The following is a 15,746-nucleotide window of genomic DNA, read 5'->3' on the forward strand; positions in this document are numbered from 1 at the left end:
GGGAAATAAAATGAAAATTAATGACTTGTTAGTTAAAGATTGTATGATCTTGGACTTAAAAGCCACTGATAAAAAAAGTGCCATCACAGAGATGGTAAACAAATTGTATGAAACAGGCCGTATTGATGATAAAGAAGTGTTTGAAGAAGGGATTCTAGCTAGAGAAGCACAAACAACAACAGGTTTAGGTGACGGAATCGCCATGCCTCATGCTAAAAATAAAGCGGTAGTTAAACCAACTGTTTTATTCGCTAGAAGCAAAGCAGGCTTAGATTATGAAGCATTAGATGGGCAACCAACTTATTTATTCTTTATGATTGCGGCTCCAGAAGGCGCAAATGATACCCATTTACAAGCATTAGCTAGTCTTTCTCGTTTATTACTAAATCCAGGAATGATTGCTGATTTGAAAGAAGCCAATACACCTGATGAAGTATTATCAATTGTTGATAAAGCAGAGAAAAAATTAGACGAAGAAGAAAAAGAAGTCGTTGAAGAAGTAGAAGATGCCCCATTTGTTGTGGCTGTTACTGCTTGTCCAACAGGTATTGCTCATACTTATATGGCAGAAGATGCATTGAAAAACAAAGCAAAAGAAATGGGTATTAACATTAAAGTTGAGACAAACGGTTCTGAAGGGGTTAAACACAAATTAACTGATGAAGAAATCGCAAGAGCAACAGGTGTTATTGTCGCAGCTGACAAAAATGTTGAAATGGCTCGTTTTGAAGGTAAAAAATTAGTTAACCGTCCAGTAAGTGATGGAATCAAGAAAACAGAAGAATTACTTCGTTTAGCAACTGACGGTAGTGCCTCTGTTTATCACCACTCATCAAGTAGAAATGAAGAATCCAGCGAAGAAACAACGTCAGGTTCAGTTGGAGCTAAAATCTACAAAGATTTAATGAACGGTGTTAGTCACATGTTACCATTTGTTATCGGTGGTGGGATTGCGATTGCTTTAGCCTTCCTAATCGACCAAATGATGGGTGTGCCACAAAATCAATTAAGTCAATTAGGGACGTATCATCCAATTGCGGCTTACTTTAAAACTATTGGGGACACTGCATTTGGTTTCATGTTACCAGTTTTAGCTGGATTTATTGCGTCAAGTATTGCTGATCGACCAGGTTTGGTTGTTGGTTTTGCTGCAGGTGCTATGTCAGCAAGTGGGGTGGCATTTGGTCAATTAACTGACACTATTCCTTCAGGTTTCTTGGGAGCTTTAGTTGGTGGTTTCCTTGCCGGTTATGTAATTGTTTTCTTGAAATATATCTTTAAAGGCTTACCAAAAGCATTAGATGGGATTAAATCTATCTTGTTCTATCCAGTGTTTGGGTTATTGATTACCGGATTTTTAATGTTATTTATTAATATTCCAATGTCTGCTATTAATAATGGATTGAACAACTTCTTAGCTAACCTTTCAGGTGGAAATGCGGCGTTATTAGGAGCGTTACTTGCAAGTATGATGGTTATTGATATGGGTGGACCAATCAACAAAGCAGCTTACTTATTTGGTACAGGAACACTTGCAGCAACTGTTGAAAGTGGTGGTAGTGTGGTGATGGCATCCGTTATGGCGGGTGGTATGGTTCCACCGTTAGCAATCTTTATTGCGATTATGTTATTTAAAAATCAATTTACTAAAAAAGAACAAGAATCAGCATTACCAAACTTAATCATGGGATTCTCATTTATAACTGAAGGAGCTATTCCATTTGCTGCATCTGACCCATTACGTATGATTCCAAGTTTTGTGATTGGAGCTGCTGTTACAGGTGGTTTAGTTGGGTCATTAGGAATTAAATTAATGGCGCCACATGGTGGTATCTTCGTTATTGCATTAGTAAGTAATCCATTAATGTATCTATTATTCATTATTTTAGGAGCGTTCATTAGTGCCCTTGTTTTAGGAACATTACTTAAGAGAAAACATGCAAAAGCAAATGCTTAATGTTATAGTCAGTCATCACATTTGATGGCTGGCTTTTTTATGTGGGATAAACAAAAAATTATGGTTTCAAAACATAGAATGATATAATATTTCATAGAAATGACAAAGGGAAAAGGTCAATAACAATGAAAAGTTTACAAACATATTTAACAGATGAAAGAATCCAATCCGTTCTTTCTGGTTTTAAAATAGGATTAGAAAAAGAAAGTCAGCGTGTCGATGCTAATGGCGAATTGGCAACAACTGATCATCCGTCTTCTTTAGGAAGTCGTAGTTTTCATCCATACATCCAAACTGATTTTAGTGAAACACAAACTGAATTAATCACTCAAGTGTTTGATACAGATCAAGGTGCTATCGAGCAATTAGAAGCCTTACATGACGTTGTGATGCGTTCGATGGAAGATGGCGAGAGATTGTGGCCAATTAGTATGCCACCTGATTTACCAGAAGATGATCGTGATATTAAAATTGCAAAATTAGAACATCAAGGAGATATTAACTACCGTCGTTACTTAGCGAAAGTCTATGGTAAGAGAAAACAAATGGTGAGTGGTATTCATTATAATTTTGAGTTCTCACATGATTTATTAATGAGTTTGTTCCAATTGCAAACAGATTACACTGACTTTGTGGCGTTTAGAACGGATGTTTACTTAAAAGTATCTCGTCAATATTTACGCTATCGTTGGCTAATTACTTATTTATTTGGTGCAAGTCCGTTTGCTGATAAAAGATATTTTACAGATAAAGAACCAGAACAACCTGTTCGAAGTATTAGAAATAGCGAGTATGGTTATACAAATCGGCCAGAGATTGCTGTGTCCTATCAAACAATTGATCAATATGTATCTGATTTAGAAGAATTAGTAGATAAGGGTGAGTTAATCGAAACGAAAGAATTTTATTCGTCTGTTCGTTTACGTGGCAGTGATAAAGTAGAGGAACTTTTAACTCGTGGTGTAAGTTATATTGAAATTCGAAATATTGATTTAGATCCATTTGAACGTATTGGTATTTCAAAAGAAACATTGAGGTTCTTGCACTTGTTCTTACTAACACTATTGTTCTTAGATGAAGAATCAACAGATGCGACTCATATGTTAGATTTAGGAACTGAGTATAACAATAAAGTGTCATTAGAGCATCCTTTAGATAAGACCTTTTTACATGAAGAAGGGTCTTGGTTGCTAGAAAAAATGACCGAATTAAACGAGCAATTAACGACACCATTTGACTGTACGGATTTACTTAATGAAATGAAACATGTTATGGATTATCCGACTAAAACATTAGCAGGACAAATGTTAGAATTAATGGCAGAAAAAAGTTGGACAAACGAAGACTTAGGTCGTTATTTTGCTGATTTATATTATGATGAAGCATTTGCTAAACCATATCAGTTAGCTGGTTACCGAGACATGGAATTATCAACACAAATTTTTATGTTTGATGCGATACAAAAAGGTGTCAAAGTTGATGTGTTAGATAGAACAGATCAGTTTTTAAAATTATCATTAAACGGGCAAGTTGAGTATGTTAAAAATGCGAATATGACGAGTCGTGATTCTTATGTTGTCCCTCTTATGATGGAGAATAAAACAGTCACTAAAAAAGTATTAGATAAAGCAGGATTTCATGTTCCTTTAGGAAAAGAATTCTCAACAGTAGATGAGGCGCTTATTTCTTATCCGATTTTTAAAGATAGTGCGATTGTTGTCAAACCTAAAACAACGAATTATGGTTTAGGTATTTCTATTTTCAAAGATGGTGCGACAAAGGAAGATTATGATGAAGCGGTTCGAATTGCATTTAGTGAAGACAATAGCATTTTAGTTGAAGAATTTCTTCCAGGTACTGAATATCGTTTCTTTGTATTAGATGGAAAAACACGTGCGGTTATGTTGCGAACACCAGCTAATGTCCTTGGTGATGGGGAACATACTGTTGAAGAATTGGTAGCTGAAAAAAATAAAGATAGTCTACGTGGGACGCACCATAGAGCGCCTTTAGAAAAAATTCAGTTAGGTGATATTGAACAGCTGATGTTAAAAGAACAAAAATTGACTAAATCAAGCATTCCTGAAAAAAATCAACGTGTCTACCTTCGTGAAAATTCAAATGTCAGTACAGGTGGCGATTCACTAGATGTGACAGAAGAGATGAATGAACATTATAAACAGATAGCTGAGTCTGCTGTAGAAGCATTAGGAGCTAAAATATGTGGTATTGATTTAATTATTCCTGATAGTTCAATCAATGGGAATAAGGAAGATGGACAAACGTATGGGATTATTGAAGCAAATTTCAACCCAGCAATGCATATGCATATTTACCCTTATGCCGGTGCAGGACAACGACTCACGATGGATGTGTTGTTGTTATTATATCCAGAACTAAAAAAATAACTACTATCTTCAAAAAAATCTAGATTCAAGTCTAGATTTTTTTATCTTTTATATTCTAAATCGCTTTCTAATGGTGTTGTAGTTTATTTATAAAACAGACGGAGTGTAACTGATACGATCAGGCACCATCAATCCATTGTAGAAGAACTACTTTGGTTTGGTGTTTTTTTATTTCTTAAATGAGGTGATTTAAATTCTACCGATAGTGCCTATGAGGATGGTATTGCAAACAGCTTAAAGAGAAATGGTCAGCTATAATTAAATAACGTTTAAAGAAAAAAACTGTTTTTCGTTTTTTTCTTTTTTATTTGCTACACTGTAAGTAAGCATCATAAAATGAGGAGAATGAGAATGATGATTAAAACGATTCAAGCAGTCTTACAAAACCAACGTGCTTTTTTTTATTCACAGCAAACTAAAGAATTAAGTTTTCGACTAGAACAATTAGAAAAATTAAGATTGGCTATATTATCTTATGAAACAGAAATAATTGAAGCGTTACAACAAGATTTAGGGAAACATCCATTAGAGACTTATGCGACAGAAATAGGATTTGTTTTAAATAGTATTCGTACAACTCAAAAGTCATTAAAAAAATGGATGAAAGAAGAAAAAAAGCCAACTCCTTTATTCTTACTTCCTTCCAAAAGCCGAGTTATTAGTGAGCCTTATGGTGTCGCTTTGATTATTGGTCCATTTAATTATCCATTTCAATTACTAATAGAACCATTAGTAGGAGCGATAGCTGCAGGTAATACGGCTATTTTAAAACCATCTGAACTGGTACCAACTTTTTCGCAAGTGATAGAAAAAATGATTCATCATTTATTTCCTTCGTCTTATGTGGATATTTTTTTAGGTGAAAAAGAAATCACGATTGAACTATTAGCTCAACCATTTGATTACATCTTTTTTACAGGAAGTACCACCGTTGGAAAAAGTGTGATGAAAGCTGCATCAAATCATTTAATCCCTGTAACGCTAGAACTTGGAGGGAAAAGTCCGACCATTGTCACAGAAAAAGCTGACGTTTCGTTAGCGGCAAGACGGATTATCTATGGAAAAATGATGAATGCAGGACAAACATGTGTCGCCCCTGATTATGTGGTAGTGCATGAATCCGTTAAAAATCAATTTATTCATGAGTGTCAAAAAACAGTGACACGATTTTATGGAAGGAATATTAAACAAAGTAAAAGCTTTTCACGAATTGTCAACGAACGACATACAAACCGTCTGATTCGTTTAATGGAAGAATCAAAAGCCGATCTAATTAGTGGTGGGATGTATGATGTTAATTCTTGTTATATTGAACCGACATTATATGATTCTACTTGGGAATCACCATTAATGACCGATGAAATTTTTGGACCACTTTTACCTATTATTTCTTATCAGTCATTAGATGATGTGATTCATCAGATAACTACTCGACCTAAACCGCTAGCACTTTATTTATTTAGCCAAGATAAGAAGGAACAAGAAAAAATAGTATCTCATACCTCATCAGGTGGTGTTAGTATTAATAACACCATTTTTCATCTTGTCTCTGGTCATTTGCCTTTTGGTGGGGTAGGAGAATCTGGTATAGGAAACTATCATGGAAAATATAGTTTTGATACTTTTTCACATAAACGAGCCATATTATCTTCCCCTAAAATAGATACTCCGTTTATTTACCCACCTTACACAACTAACCATTTAAAATGGATTAAGCGTGTTCTGAAATGAAAAATCCTGTAAAATTCGTTGTCTAGTAAACGGATTTTACAGTTTTTTAAAGAATTTTTTTTAAAAATCACGTTTGGTTTAACTTAAATATTTAAACAGTTATATTTAAATACTTTGTTACTTGTTCCATTAAGAGAGTACTTCTAAAAAAGACCACACCGTCCTTGTATTGACGGTGTGGTCTTTTATCTATTTTAAAGATAATCACCGACATAGATGCTTTTAGAAAGTAATCTAAAAGTTGCATCTATGCCAAATGTAGCATACACACAACTTCATCTTTGCCAGTTTTGCCATGTTTTTGTGTGATTTGCTACTACCATGATGATCATCCTTTCGTTTTTATTATTGTTAGTAGTATTAACACTACTTTTTTTATAAAGCAACTAATATCTTATTTTTTTGAAAATAAGGACTTAAAAAAACTTTCAGATTTTGTTGTAGTCGGTGCTTTTTTTATATCGTGAGTGGTGTTTGAAAATTTAGTTTGTAAGGGTAATTCAATATTTTCTTTATTAACAGCATGATTGAGAGTATAAACCACCACGATAGCTTGATCAGCTAATAGGGTGTTTTCTGTGTCCACTAATTTTAGAGATACGTGATTGGTTTGTGTGAGATGGATTAACTGTTTTTGAATAGCTGGTTTTAATAACGCATTAACAAGCAATGTCCCACCAGGATATTTTTGAAATTGACTGATTGCAAAATTTTCGTAAGAAGCAGAGGTTAAATCAGACAAGGATAAAATAAAGACAACTCTTTCTCTAAAAGTACCTAGAAACTTCCTTTGTTCATCAGGTTTTAATTTGGGACTACCATATAGTCCTTTATCTAAATAGTCTTGAATATCTTTTCCCATCGTTATTCACTCCTTTATTGGCCAATTACTTTTAGTATAACATATCATCTCATGGGAAATTTGTGAAAAGATATTGCAATTAAGTTAAAATTTGGATAAAATTAACTGTAAATGAAAATCATTATCAATTAGGAGGGTTTTGGATGAAAAAATGTATACCGATAGTTAGTTTATTATTACTAGCTACCTTGTCTTTGTTTATTGGCGTTCAAAGCATTCCTATTCAAGATATTTTTCAGCTAAGTGAAATGCAGTCACTAGTGTTATGGACCACGCGTGTTCCTAGAACAATTAGTTTAATCATAGCAGGAGCAACAATTAGCGTGTCGGGATTAATCATGCAACATCTGACTCAAAATAAATTCGTGTCTCCAACGACAGCTGGAACAATGGATAGTGCACGTCTAGGTATGTTAGTGGCCATGTTATTTTTTCCAAATGGCACTATTTTGACAAAATCGATAATAGCCTTTGTTTTTGCTTTTTTAGGAACGATGTTGTTTATACAATTAATTCGTATATTACCAGGAAAAAATCAATTGATGGTACCACTTATAGGGGTTATGTTTGGAAATATTATCGGATCAGTTGTCACTTTTTTTGCTTATCAATACCAATTGATTCAAAATATGACATCTTGGTTACAAGGCAGTTTTTCAACTATTTCAAAAGGAAATTATGAATTGATTTATGTCACTGTACCAGTTCTTTTGATTTGTTATACGTATGCTTATCAATTTACGATTGTGGGAATGGGAGAAGAGTTCTCTATTTCCGTTGGTATGAATTATAGATTTGTTCATTTAATCGGTCTATTATTAATTTCTATTGCTAGTAGTGTAATTTTAGTAACAATTGGTGGATTACCATTTCTGGGTGTGATTATCCCAAATATTGTTTCTGTGTTTCTAGGTGATCATATGAAAGAGACGTTGTGGTTGACGGCTATTACGGGGAGTATTTTTTTAGTGATGGCAGATATTTTATCTCGTGTAGTTTATCCGCCATATGAAATACCTGTTAGTTTAATTGTTGGTGCTTTAGGGAGTATCATCTTTGTCGTATTACTTGTTAAGGGGGCAAAGAGATGAGCCAAAAAAGTCTTTATATAAGGGTGATTTGCTTAGTTATTATCGTATTAATTAGTATCGCTTTCTTTATGACTTATCAAACATATGGTAATTGGCAATTTGCGTTATCTATTAGAGGGAAAAAATTACTAGCTTTTATTATAGTGGGATTATTAACCAGTTTATCGACTATTAGTTTTCAAACCATTACACAAAATCATTTTTTAACGCCTAGTATTTTAGGATTTGATTCATTGTATGTATTAGTTCAAACTATTTTATTCTTTTATTTTGGTCAATCACCATCACATCCCTTATTAATGTTTGCGGTAAATGTTAGCCTAATGGTCATTTTTAGTGTTACATTGTTTGGTTTTTTATTGAAGAAAGAAACTCAAGATTTATTTTTACTACTCATGATAGGGATGGTTTTAGGAACATTTTTTAAAAGTGTTAGCACGTTTTTTCAAGTATTAATGGATCCAAATGAATACGATAAATTACAAGGAAAATTATTTGCTAGTTTTTCTAATGTTGACGTGTCTTTGTTATATATTGTCATTCCAATTGTGATTGGAATTGTTTTGTTATTTTGGTTAGTAGCACCTATTTTAGATGTCTTTCATTTAGGGACTTGTCAGGCAATAAATTTAGGGGTTAATGTCCAAAAATTTCGTTGGTTTATTTTAGTTTTAATTAGTTTGAGTGTAGCTTTATCAACTGCTTTAATTGGTCCTATTACTTTTTTAGGTTTTATAGTGGCTAACATGACGTATCAATGGTTGCCTGTATACAAACATTACTGGCTGTTTACATTAGCCGCTCTACTTAGTATATTAATGCTTGTGTTAGGTCAGTTTTTAGTGGAACATGTCTTTCATATGAACACAACGTTGAGTGTTGTGATTGAGTTTAGTGGTGGCATGTACTTTATATGGAAATTGCTCTCTGAAAGGGGGAAAACACGACAATGAACATTGAAAAAGTGGTTAAAAAATATGGTGAAAAACGTGTGGTTGATACAGTTGATTATGATATTGTGCCACAAACGTTGACAGCTTTTATTGGGCCAAATGGTGCTGGGAAAAGTACACTATTAGGTATGATGAGTCGGCTTCTTGATAAAGATCAAGGTGGCATTTATTTAGATGGAGAGGAGGTGAAGGCGTGGAATCAACATGAACTTGCTAAAAAGTTATCAATACTAAAACAAGCAAATGGGATTCAGTTACGTTTAACAGTTAGAGAACTGGTAGCCTTTGGTCGATTTCCACATAGTAAGGGTCGATTGACACAAATTGATGAAAAAAAAATAGATGAGTCTTTGTCTTATTTAGGATTAGATGATTTGGCAAGTGATACAATTGATACATTATCGGGTGGTCAATTGCAACGAGCTTACATTGCGATGGTGCTTGCTCAAGATACAGAGTACATTTTTTTAGATGAGCCACTAAATAATTTGGATATGAATCATGCTGTTATGTTGATGAAAACTATTCGTCGGTTAGTTGATGAAGCAAATAAGACTGTGGTGATTGTGTTGCATGATATTAATTTTGCAGCGAGTTATGCGGATAACATTGTGGCGATGAAATCTGGGAAGGTATTTAAAGCAGGACCAACTGCTGAGATTATCACAAAAGAAGTATTAGATGACTTATATGATATGAACATGCGTGTGTGTGAATTAGAGGGAAAACGATTTTGTTTATATTTTAATGAATAGATAAAAGGAGATAGATGGATGAAGAGATTAAAAAAATGGCGTTTAGTTAGTTTAGCCATAATAGGGTTAGTGATGTTGGGGGCATGTGGGACATCCAAAACATCCGATACAACAACCAACACTTCCAGTGAAAAACAAGAAGTTGTTAAGGTGACAGACAGTAATGGAAAAGCATTAGAGTTAGCGTCACACCCTAAAAAAGTGGTTGTGTTTGATATGGGAGCATTAGATACGATTAGAGAATTTGGAAAATCAGACGTTGTTGTAGGTGCACCACTAAAAACATTACCTAGTTATTTATCAAGTTACAAAAATGTGGAATCATCAGGTGGTATTAAAGAACCGGATATGGAAAAAATAAATGCTATGCAACCAGATTTAATTATTATTTCTGGACGTCAACAAGATATGCAAAAAGAATTAGAAAAAATCGCGCCAACATTGTATCTTGCTGTAGATAGTAAAAAAGCGTGGGAATCGACAATGACGAATATTGAAACATTAGGAACAGTATTTGATAAAGAAGATGTGGCTAAAGAAAAAGTCGACGCATTAAATAAACAACGTGAAGCATTAGAAAAAACAGCAAAAGAAAGTGGTAAAAAAGGATTGATGAGTCTAGTGAATGAAGGATCATTATCAGTTTTTGGACCTGAATCACGTTTTGGTATTGTTTATGAAGGCTTTGGTGTGTTACCAGCAGATGAGACCATAAAACCGTCTCCCCATGGACAAGAAGTATCCTATGAATATGTTTTAGAAAAAAATCCAGATATTTTGTTTGTAGTGGACCGTACGAAAGCTATCGGTGGGGATACAAGTAAAAATAATGTAGCAGAAAATGCTTTAGTAAAAGAAACGACAGCAGGCAAAGAAGGAAAAGTGATTAGTTTAACACCAGATGTTTGGTATTTAGCTGCAGGTGGAATTGAGTCAACAAGAATCATGATGGAAGATGTAGAAACAGCATATAAATAAGATAATTTGCTAGATACTTAGGTAACATCAAGTATCTAGTTTTTTGTTTGGATAGTTTTATCTATTTAATGATAGTATAATAGAAGTAAATAACTTATGTAGGTTGGAGGGATACTTATGAAAAGCAAACATATTCATCAAAGAGTCAAGAGTATCTATAATGATTTAACACAATCAGAAAAAAAAATTGCCAACTTAGTGTTAGAAAGACCAGAAGATGTCACAAAAATGACAGCTAGTGAGCTGGCTAAAGAATCTCAGACCAGTCCTGCATCTGTGATTCGATTTTGTAAATCCATTAATGTTCCAAGTTTTCCTGAGTTAAAAATTGCGTTATCTGCAGAGAGACAGTGGGATGTCCCAAAAGAATATTCAGATATTTTACCAACTGAAAAAATGGCTGATGTGAAGGCAAAATTATTAGGAAATGCTTATCAATCTATGCAAGAAACCATTCAATTAGTGAATGAAGAAACTTTAAAAGAAGCGATAAAATTGATTTCTAAAGCACCGTTCGTATATGTTTATGGGATAGGGTCATCTTATCTTGTAGCTGAAAATATCGCTCAAAAGTGGAATCGTATAGGGAAGGTGTGTATTTGCATAGCAGATATTCATTTGTTAATAGCCAGTTTAACATCTGCTGCACCAGATTCGATTTTTATTGGCATATCGCATTCTGGTGAAACTTCTGAAGTATTAGAGATAAACCGTATTGCAAAAGAGCAGGAGATAAAAACGATTGGAATATCTCAATTTGGGATGAATACATTAAGCAAGCATGTGGACGTTTCTATGCAGACAGTGAAATCAAAAGAAGCAGAACTTCGAAGCGCTGCGACGAGTTCGTTGATGTCTCAATTTATTTTAATTGATTTATTATTCCATGTTTATGTATTAGAAGAATATGATGAAAATATGGATAATATCCGAGAATCAAGAAAATTAGTTGATGAATATAAAAAAAGAACATCCAAAAAGTAAAACCATCCAATTAGGTTTATAAGACCTAGTTGGATGGTTTTTTAAAGATGATGAATTTACTAAATAGATAATTGGCGATTAATACGACAATATTGCTAATAATTTTTGCGATAAGTGGTTGTTGGTTGAGCCATTGGACTAGTACAAATAATACAACTGTATCAATTCCAAGTGATAGAAAGCGAAATGAAAAAAAGGACATCATCTCTTTCATATTAATGAATGATGTATTATCTTCATGAGCGAAGACATATTTTTTGTTTGATAAGTAAGCAAATAAAACGGAAAAAACCCACGCAATCACGTTGGAAATAATGTAATTAACATGAAGCAAATTTTCCATTATATAGAAGATGACAATATTGATGATTGTTGTAAAGACTCCCATCACAACATACATAAATAATTCAAATAATGTGTCAGATAAACCTAACGTTTGGGTAAAAAAATGTTTTAGTTTAATCATAAGATCTCTCTTTTCTTTTTATCGGTAAAATATTGATAGCTATATCTTGCACAGTATAGGAGAACAAGCAATGTTGCCGCTATTTTAATAAAGATAACATAAGTCATATTAACAAATGGTTTGTAAGATAAAATGACAGTATTTTTTCCATTCTTAGGTGTGATAATCAAACTTCCTATATCTGACGTTTCATAATCTGATTTAGTTAATAATTTACCGTTTAGTTCAATGATGCTATGATCATAAACAATTAAAGGAAGTTGTTTCTTTGTAGTCACATTTTTTTTATTATCCCAAGTAAGTTTTATGGATCCATTCTCCAGTACAGTCGTTGTGATATTTTTTTGATTGTTGAAGATTTCCTGTTCATATACTTCGTAAGGGTCCATTTCACTATAAATAACTTGGCTAGATGTCTCTTTTGGTATAGGGAGATAATCAGGTGTTCCTTTTTCAATCGTCTCAAATATTTTTGTCAAATCAGCTCCTCTAAGATTATTTCGAATCATATCAGGGTCTTTTTCAATTAGATTGGGACGATTATTCCCCATTGCCACAGGATCATCTTGCCACCTTTGAGCATTTTTTACCATGATACTGTTTGCTTCAAACAGAATAAAGCTAACGAGAATCATCAAGGAAAGGGAAATAGCTTTAAATTGTTTAATAGAAATATGTTGTTCGATAGAATGAATGGTTTTTAAAAAAACCGGAATTAATAAAATATAAGAGATAACTGAAAAACGAAATGGAAATTGAATGATTGATAAAAAAGGAAAGGTATCTATGATACTATCCCATGGAAATAAGGAAGTTGAAAGTAATAAAAATCCACCGCCTATAGTAGTCATTAATCGATCTAGTGTATCTGTATATTTTATATGTCGTATAAAGTAAATGAGTTGAAATAAAAAAATGAACCCAAAAAAGATACCAATATTTCGGTTGCCATACATTTCAGTAATAGATATGTAAGTAGAATTTTTCATGAATGAATTTGGGATAAAAGGTTGTAAGATGTTATTTGATAAAAAAACATCAATGTAAGCCGCTAAAGTGTTTAAAGATAGTAGAGTAAAAATAGTGATAGATAGGGATAATTGTTTTATCCAATTTAACTTTTTATCTGACTGAATAAAACTAACTAGATAAAAAGGGATAATAGCCAATATAGCTAATACAGCACTAAGTATATGTGTATTCACTAGTAAACTCATTGATAGTCCCAAAAAAATGGGATTAATTGGTTTTTCTTTATTTTTTATCGAGCGAATAGCTTGAATAAAAATACAAGGAAGAAATGCCGCTCCCCAACCAGAGAAACCTAGTGCTCTAACGTAATACATAATAGGAGAAGATGCCATATAAATTACTGAACCAACTGTTGATAATCGTTTGTCACAGTCAAATGTTCGCATTAAAAAATACATGGTTATCCCCGCAATCACAAGGCAAATAAAGGACGAGATGAGTTGAAATTTTAACCATGACTGTGTAAAGAAAAGTATTAGCCCATTTAAAAAGGCGATATCATACCCATATAAGGCATTAATAATTCTCCCACTAGTATTGAAACCATATAATGACATGAAATAATTGTAGTTGCCACTTCTTATTTGTTCTGATAAATCATAGAATCGATTGTAATGAAAGGAAATATCAGAACCAATAGGAATGAAGCGAATATTAATTTGAGGTGACAAAATAAATAGTGCAATTAGTACAATAGTGATAAAAGGAAAACATTTTTTTCCTATATTTTTAAACCTCAGTAGCACCATCAATCCTCCTTTAAAGATGATATTTTTTTATCTTTTATGATGTATATAGGACGCTGTTTTGTTTCTAAAAAAGTTTTCCCTAGATATTGTCCTACAACACCCAAACAAAGTAATTGTAATCCGCCTAAAGCCAAAACAATACAGACAAGTGATGGCCAACCAGAAGTTGGGTCACCAAATATAAGTGCACGAATAACAATAAAAATCAGTGCGAAGATGGAAGCAACGAAGGATATAAATCCTAAAATCGTCGATAATTTTAGTGGAAATTCAGAAAAAGAGATAATCCCATCAATTGAATATTGTAATAAATCCCAGAATGACCAAGACGTTTCACCGTCAACGCGTTCAATATTTTCAAATTCTAAATAATATGTATTGAAACCAACCCAGCTAAATATACCTTTAGAAAATCGATTATATTCTTTTAATTCGAGTATAGCATCTACCATTTGACGTGACATTAAACGATAATCTCTTGCGCCATCTACGATTTCAATATCTGAAATTTTATTGATGATTTTATAAAATTTTTTAGCAAAGAAAGAACGAATCTTTGGTTCTCCTTCACGAGTGACACGCCTCGTCCCAATGCAATCATAATCATCTTGTTGGAGTAATTCTACCATTTTAGGTAGAAGTTCGGGAGGATCTTGTAGATCAACATCCATCACCGTAATGTAATTCCCCCTAGCATGTTCTAGACCAGCATAAAGAGCAGCCTCTTTTCCGAAATTTCTAGAAAAAGATAAGTAATTATATTGTTCAGACTGCTTACTGATTTCTTTCAATACATTTAGTGTGTTATCTTTAGACCCATCATTAATAAACCAGTATTCAAAAGTTAGCTCTGGTAATAATGCTTCTATATCAGTCATCTGACTGATATAAGGGTGAATGGTATCTTGTTCGTTGTAACAAGGAACAATAATGGATAAAACTTTTTTTGACATGATAATACTCCCTTTTTAATAATAACGAATCCCGTCATAATATATACATTCTAAATGAAAATAAATTGAAAAGATAGTCGTATCTATTTCAATTACATAAAAAAGAAACACCTTAACCTATTATAAGGCTAAGGTGTGTAAATTAAAAATCATGAATTTCTTTAAGAGTACCATCTTCCATTTGGAAAACACGATCACTCCATTTTATCATACGAGTATCGTGAGTTACCATTACTGTTGCTTTTTTCTTGTTATGAGCCTCTTTTACCAGTAATTTCACAACATTATACGCATGTTCTGTATCTAAACTAGCCGTTGGTTCATCGGCTAAAATTAAGCTAGGATCGTTATATAATGAACGAGCGATTGCTACACGTTGACGCTCCCCACCAGATAGATCGCTTGGATAACTGTTTCTTAAATGGTCTATATCCAAAGATTTTAGTAAATTATCCAGCTTATCTTTGTTGACTTTCTCTTTTTTTACTTTAGCGACTAAAGTAAATTGATCTTCAATTGTAAGAAAAGGAATGAGATTTGATGTTTGTAAAATAAACCCAATCTCATCAAAACGTATTTTTGCACGTTTTTTTTCTGGAAGAGAAGTAAAATCAATATTATTTATACTGATATTTCCACTTGTTGTACTTTGTAATCCACCAGCAATGGTTAAAAAGGTACTCTTACCAGAACCAGACGGTCCGATAACACTGATAAACTCTCCTTCGTTCACTTGAAAATTTAAATCATTTAAGGCTGTCACTTCATTGTGACCTTTACCAAATTTTTTTGTAATATGTGACATATTTAAAATAGTTTTCATTTTA

At 33.1% G+C, this 15,746-nt stretch carries 13 protein-coding genes; 8 read left to right on the plus strand and 5 right to left on the minus strand.

Annotation, left to right across the window (positions count from 1 at the left end; translation table 11 throughout):
* Window positions 1-10: 10 nt before the first annotated feature.
* The 3 genes from MN581_RS07510 (at window position 11) to MN581_RS07520 (ending at window position 6,096) form a co-directional block, all read left to right on the plus strand.
* On the plus strand, window positions 11-1,957 hold the full coding sequence (locus MN581_RS07510) for a fructose-specific PTS transporter subunit EIIC (RefSeq protein ID WP_241699539.1): 1,947 nt from the start codon (window positions 11-13) through the stop codon (window positions 1,955-1,957).
* A 125-nt stretch (window positions 1,958-2,082) separates the two neighbouring features.
* Window positions 2,083-4,365 carry a bifunctional glutamate--cysteine ligase GshA/glutathione synthetase GshB gene (gshAB, locus tag MN581_RS07515; RefSeq protein WP_241699540.1) on the plus strand — a complete coding sequence of 761 codons (2,283 nt, stop codon included), beginning with the start codon at window positions 2,083-2,085 and terminating at the stop codon, window positions 4,363-4,365.
* A 351-nt stretch (window positions 4,366-4,716) separates the two neighbouring features.
* Window positions 4,717-6,096, plus strand: a complete 1,380-nt coding sequence (locus MN581_RS07520; protein WP_241699541.1) for an aldehyde dehydrogenase — start codon at window positions 4,717-4,719, stop codon at window positions 6,094-6,096.
* Between the two features lie 394 nt (window positions 6,097-6,490).
* Here the strand turns inward: MN581_RS07520 and MN581_RS07525 are convergent, their stop codons facing one another.
* A complete protein-coding gene (locus MN581_RS07525) occupies window positions 6,491-6,958 on the minus strand; it encodes a DUF1694 domain-containing protein (RefSeq protein WP_117973615.1) in 468 nt (155 codons plus the stop codon).
* Window positions 6,959-7,101: 143 nt separating this feature from the next.
* Here MN581_RS07525 and MN581_RS07530 point away from each other — a divergent pair, with 143 nt between their 5' ends.
* The 5 genes from MN581_RS07530 to MN581_RS07550 all read left to right on the plus strand — a co-directional run bounded on the left by MN581_RS07530 (window position 7,102) and on the right by MN581_RS07550 (window position 11,719).
* Window positions 7,102-8,049, plus strand: coding sequence for an iron chelate uptake ABC transporter family permease subunit (locus tag MN581_RS07530; protein ID WP_117973613.1), 948 nt, complete (start codon window positions 7,102-7,104; stop codon window positions 8,047-8,049).
* A complete protein-coding gene (locus MN581_RS07535) occupies window positions 8,046-9,002 on the plus strand; it encodes an iron chelate uptake ABC transporter family permease subunit (RefSeq protein WP_117973611.1) in 957 nt (318 codons plus the stop codon). Before MN581_RS07530 ends, MN581_RS07535 begins: the two co-directional genes overlap by 4 nt.
* Window positions 8,999-9,757 (plus strand): ATP-binding cassette domain-containing protein, encoded by a 759-nt coding sequence (locus MN581_RS07540; protein ID WP_117973608.1) that lies wholly within the window; start codon window positions 8,999-9,001, stop codon window positions 9,755-9,757. The genes MN581_RS07535 and MN581_RS07540 overlap by 4 nt, the downstream gene beginning before the upstream one ends.
* 18 nt (window positions 9,758-9,775) lie before the next feature.
* Window positions 9,776-10,735 (plus strand): siderophore ABC transporter substrate-binding protein, encoded by a 960-nt coding sequence (locus MN581_RS07545; RefSeq protein ID WP_117973606.1) that lies wholly within the window; start codon window positions 9,776-9,778, stop codon window positions 10,733-10,735.
* Window positions 10,736-10,852: 117 nt separating this feature from the next.
* Window positions 10,853-11,719, plus strand: a complete 867-nt coding sequence (locus MN581_RS07550) for a MurR/RpiR family transcriptional regulator (protein WP_241699542.1) — start codon at window positions 10,853-10,855, stop codon at window positions 11,717-11,719.
* Window positions 11,720-11,744: 25 nt separating this feature from the next.
* On the opposite strand, the gene MN581_RS07555 is transcribed toward MN581_RS07550, so the two are convergent.
* From MN581_RS07555 to MN581_RS07570, 4 genes are all read right to left on the minus strand, one after another.
* The gene (locus tag MN581_RS07555) at window positions 11,745-12,185 is read right to left on the minus strand and encodes a GtrA family protein (RefSeq protein ID WP_117973602.1); all 441 of its coding nucleotides are present in this window, start codon (window positions 12,183-12,185) and stop codon (window positions 11,745-11,747) included.
* Complete coding sequence (locus MN581_RS07560; protein WP_147340783.1) at window positions 12,182-13,963, minus strand: hypothetical protein; 1,782 nt, start codon at window positions 13,961-13,963, stop codon at window positions 12,182-12,184. Before MN581_RS07560 ends, MN581_RS07555 begins: the two co-directional genes overlap by 4 nt.
* Before the next feature lie 2 nt (window positions 13,964-13,965).
* Window positions 13,966-14,919 (minus strand): glycosyltransferase family 2 protein, encoded by a 954-nt coding sequence (locus tag MN581_RS07565; protein ID WP_117973598.1) that lies wholly within the window; start codon window positions 14,917-14,919, stop codon window positions 13,966-13,968.
* Window positions 14,920-15,061: 142 nt separating this feature from the next.
* Window positions 15,062-15,742: an ABC transporter ATP-binding protein gene (locus MN581_RS07570; RefSeq protein ID WP_117973596.1), complete on the minus strand. Its 681-nt coding sequence runs from the start codon at window positions 15,740-15,742 to the stop codon at window positions 15,062-15,064.
* Window positions 15,743-15,746: the final 4 nt, after the last annotated feature.

Origin of the sequence: Vagococcus sp. CY53-2 (assembly GCF_022604695.1) — a bacterium.
In the GTDB taxonomy this organism is placed as follows: domain Bacteria; phylum Bacillota; class Bacilli; order Lactobacillales; family Vagococcaceae; genus Vagococcus.

Coding starts and splice junctions, on each gene's coding strand:
- MN581_RS07510 (WP_241699539.1), top strand. CDS start 11: ATGAAAATTAATGACTTGTTAGTTAAAGATTGTATGATCTTGGACTTA.
- gshAB (WP_241699540.1), top strand. CDS start 2,083: ATGAAAAGTTTACAAACATATTTAACAGATGAAAGAATCCAATCCGTT.
- MN581_RS07520 (WP_241699541.1), top strand. CDS start 4,717: ATGATGATTAAAACGATTCAAGCAGTCTTACAAAACCAACGTGCTTTT.
- MN581_RS07525 (WP_117973615.1), bottom strand. CDS start 6,958: ATGGGAAAAGATATTCAAGACTATTTAGATAAAGGACTATATGGTAGT.
- MN581_RS07530 (WP_117973613.1), top strand. CDS start 7,102: ATGAAAAAATGTATACCGATAGTTAGTTTATTATTACTAGCTACCTTG.
- MN581_RS07535 (WP_117973611.1), top strand. CDS start 8,046: ATGAGCCAAAAAAGTCTTTATATAAGGGTGATTTGCTTAGTTATTATC.
- MN581_RS07540 (WP_117973608.1), top strand. CDS start 8,999: ATGAACATTGAAAAAGTGGTTAAAAAATATGGTGAAAAACGTGTGGTT.
- MN581_RS07545 (WP_117973606.1), top strand. CDS start 9,776: ATGAAGAGATTAAAAAAATGGCGTTTAGTTAGTTTAGCCATAATAGGG.
- MN581_RS07550 (WP_241699542.1), top strand. CDS start 10,853: ATGAAAAGCAAACATATTCATCAAAGAGTCAAGAGTATCTATAATGAT.
- MN581_RS07555 (WP_117973602.1), bottom strand. CDS start 12,185: ATGATTAAACTAAAACATTTTTTTACCCAAACGTTAGGTTTATCTGAC.
- MN581_RS07565 (WP_117973598.1), bottom strand. CDS start 14,919: ATGTCAAAAAAAGTTTTATCCATTATTGTTCCTTGTTACAACGAACAA.
- MN581_RS07570 (WP_117973596.1), bottom strand. CDS start 15,742: ATGAAAACTATTTTAAATATGTCACATATTACAAAAAAATTTGGTAAA.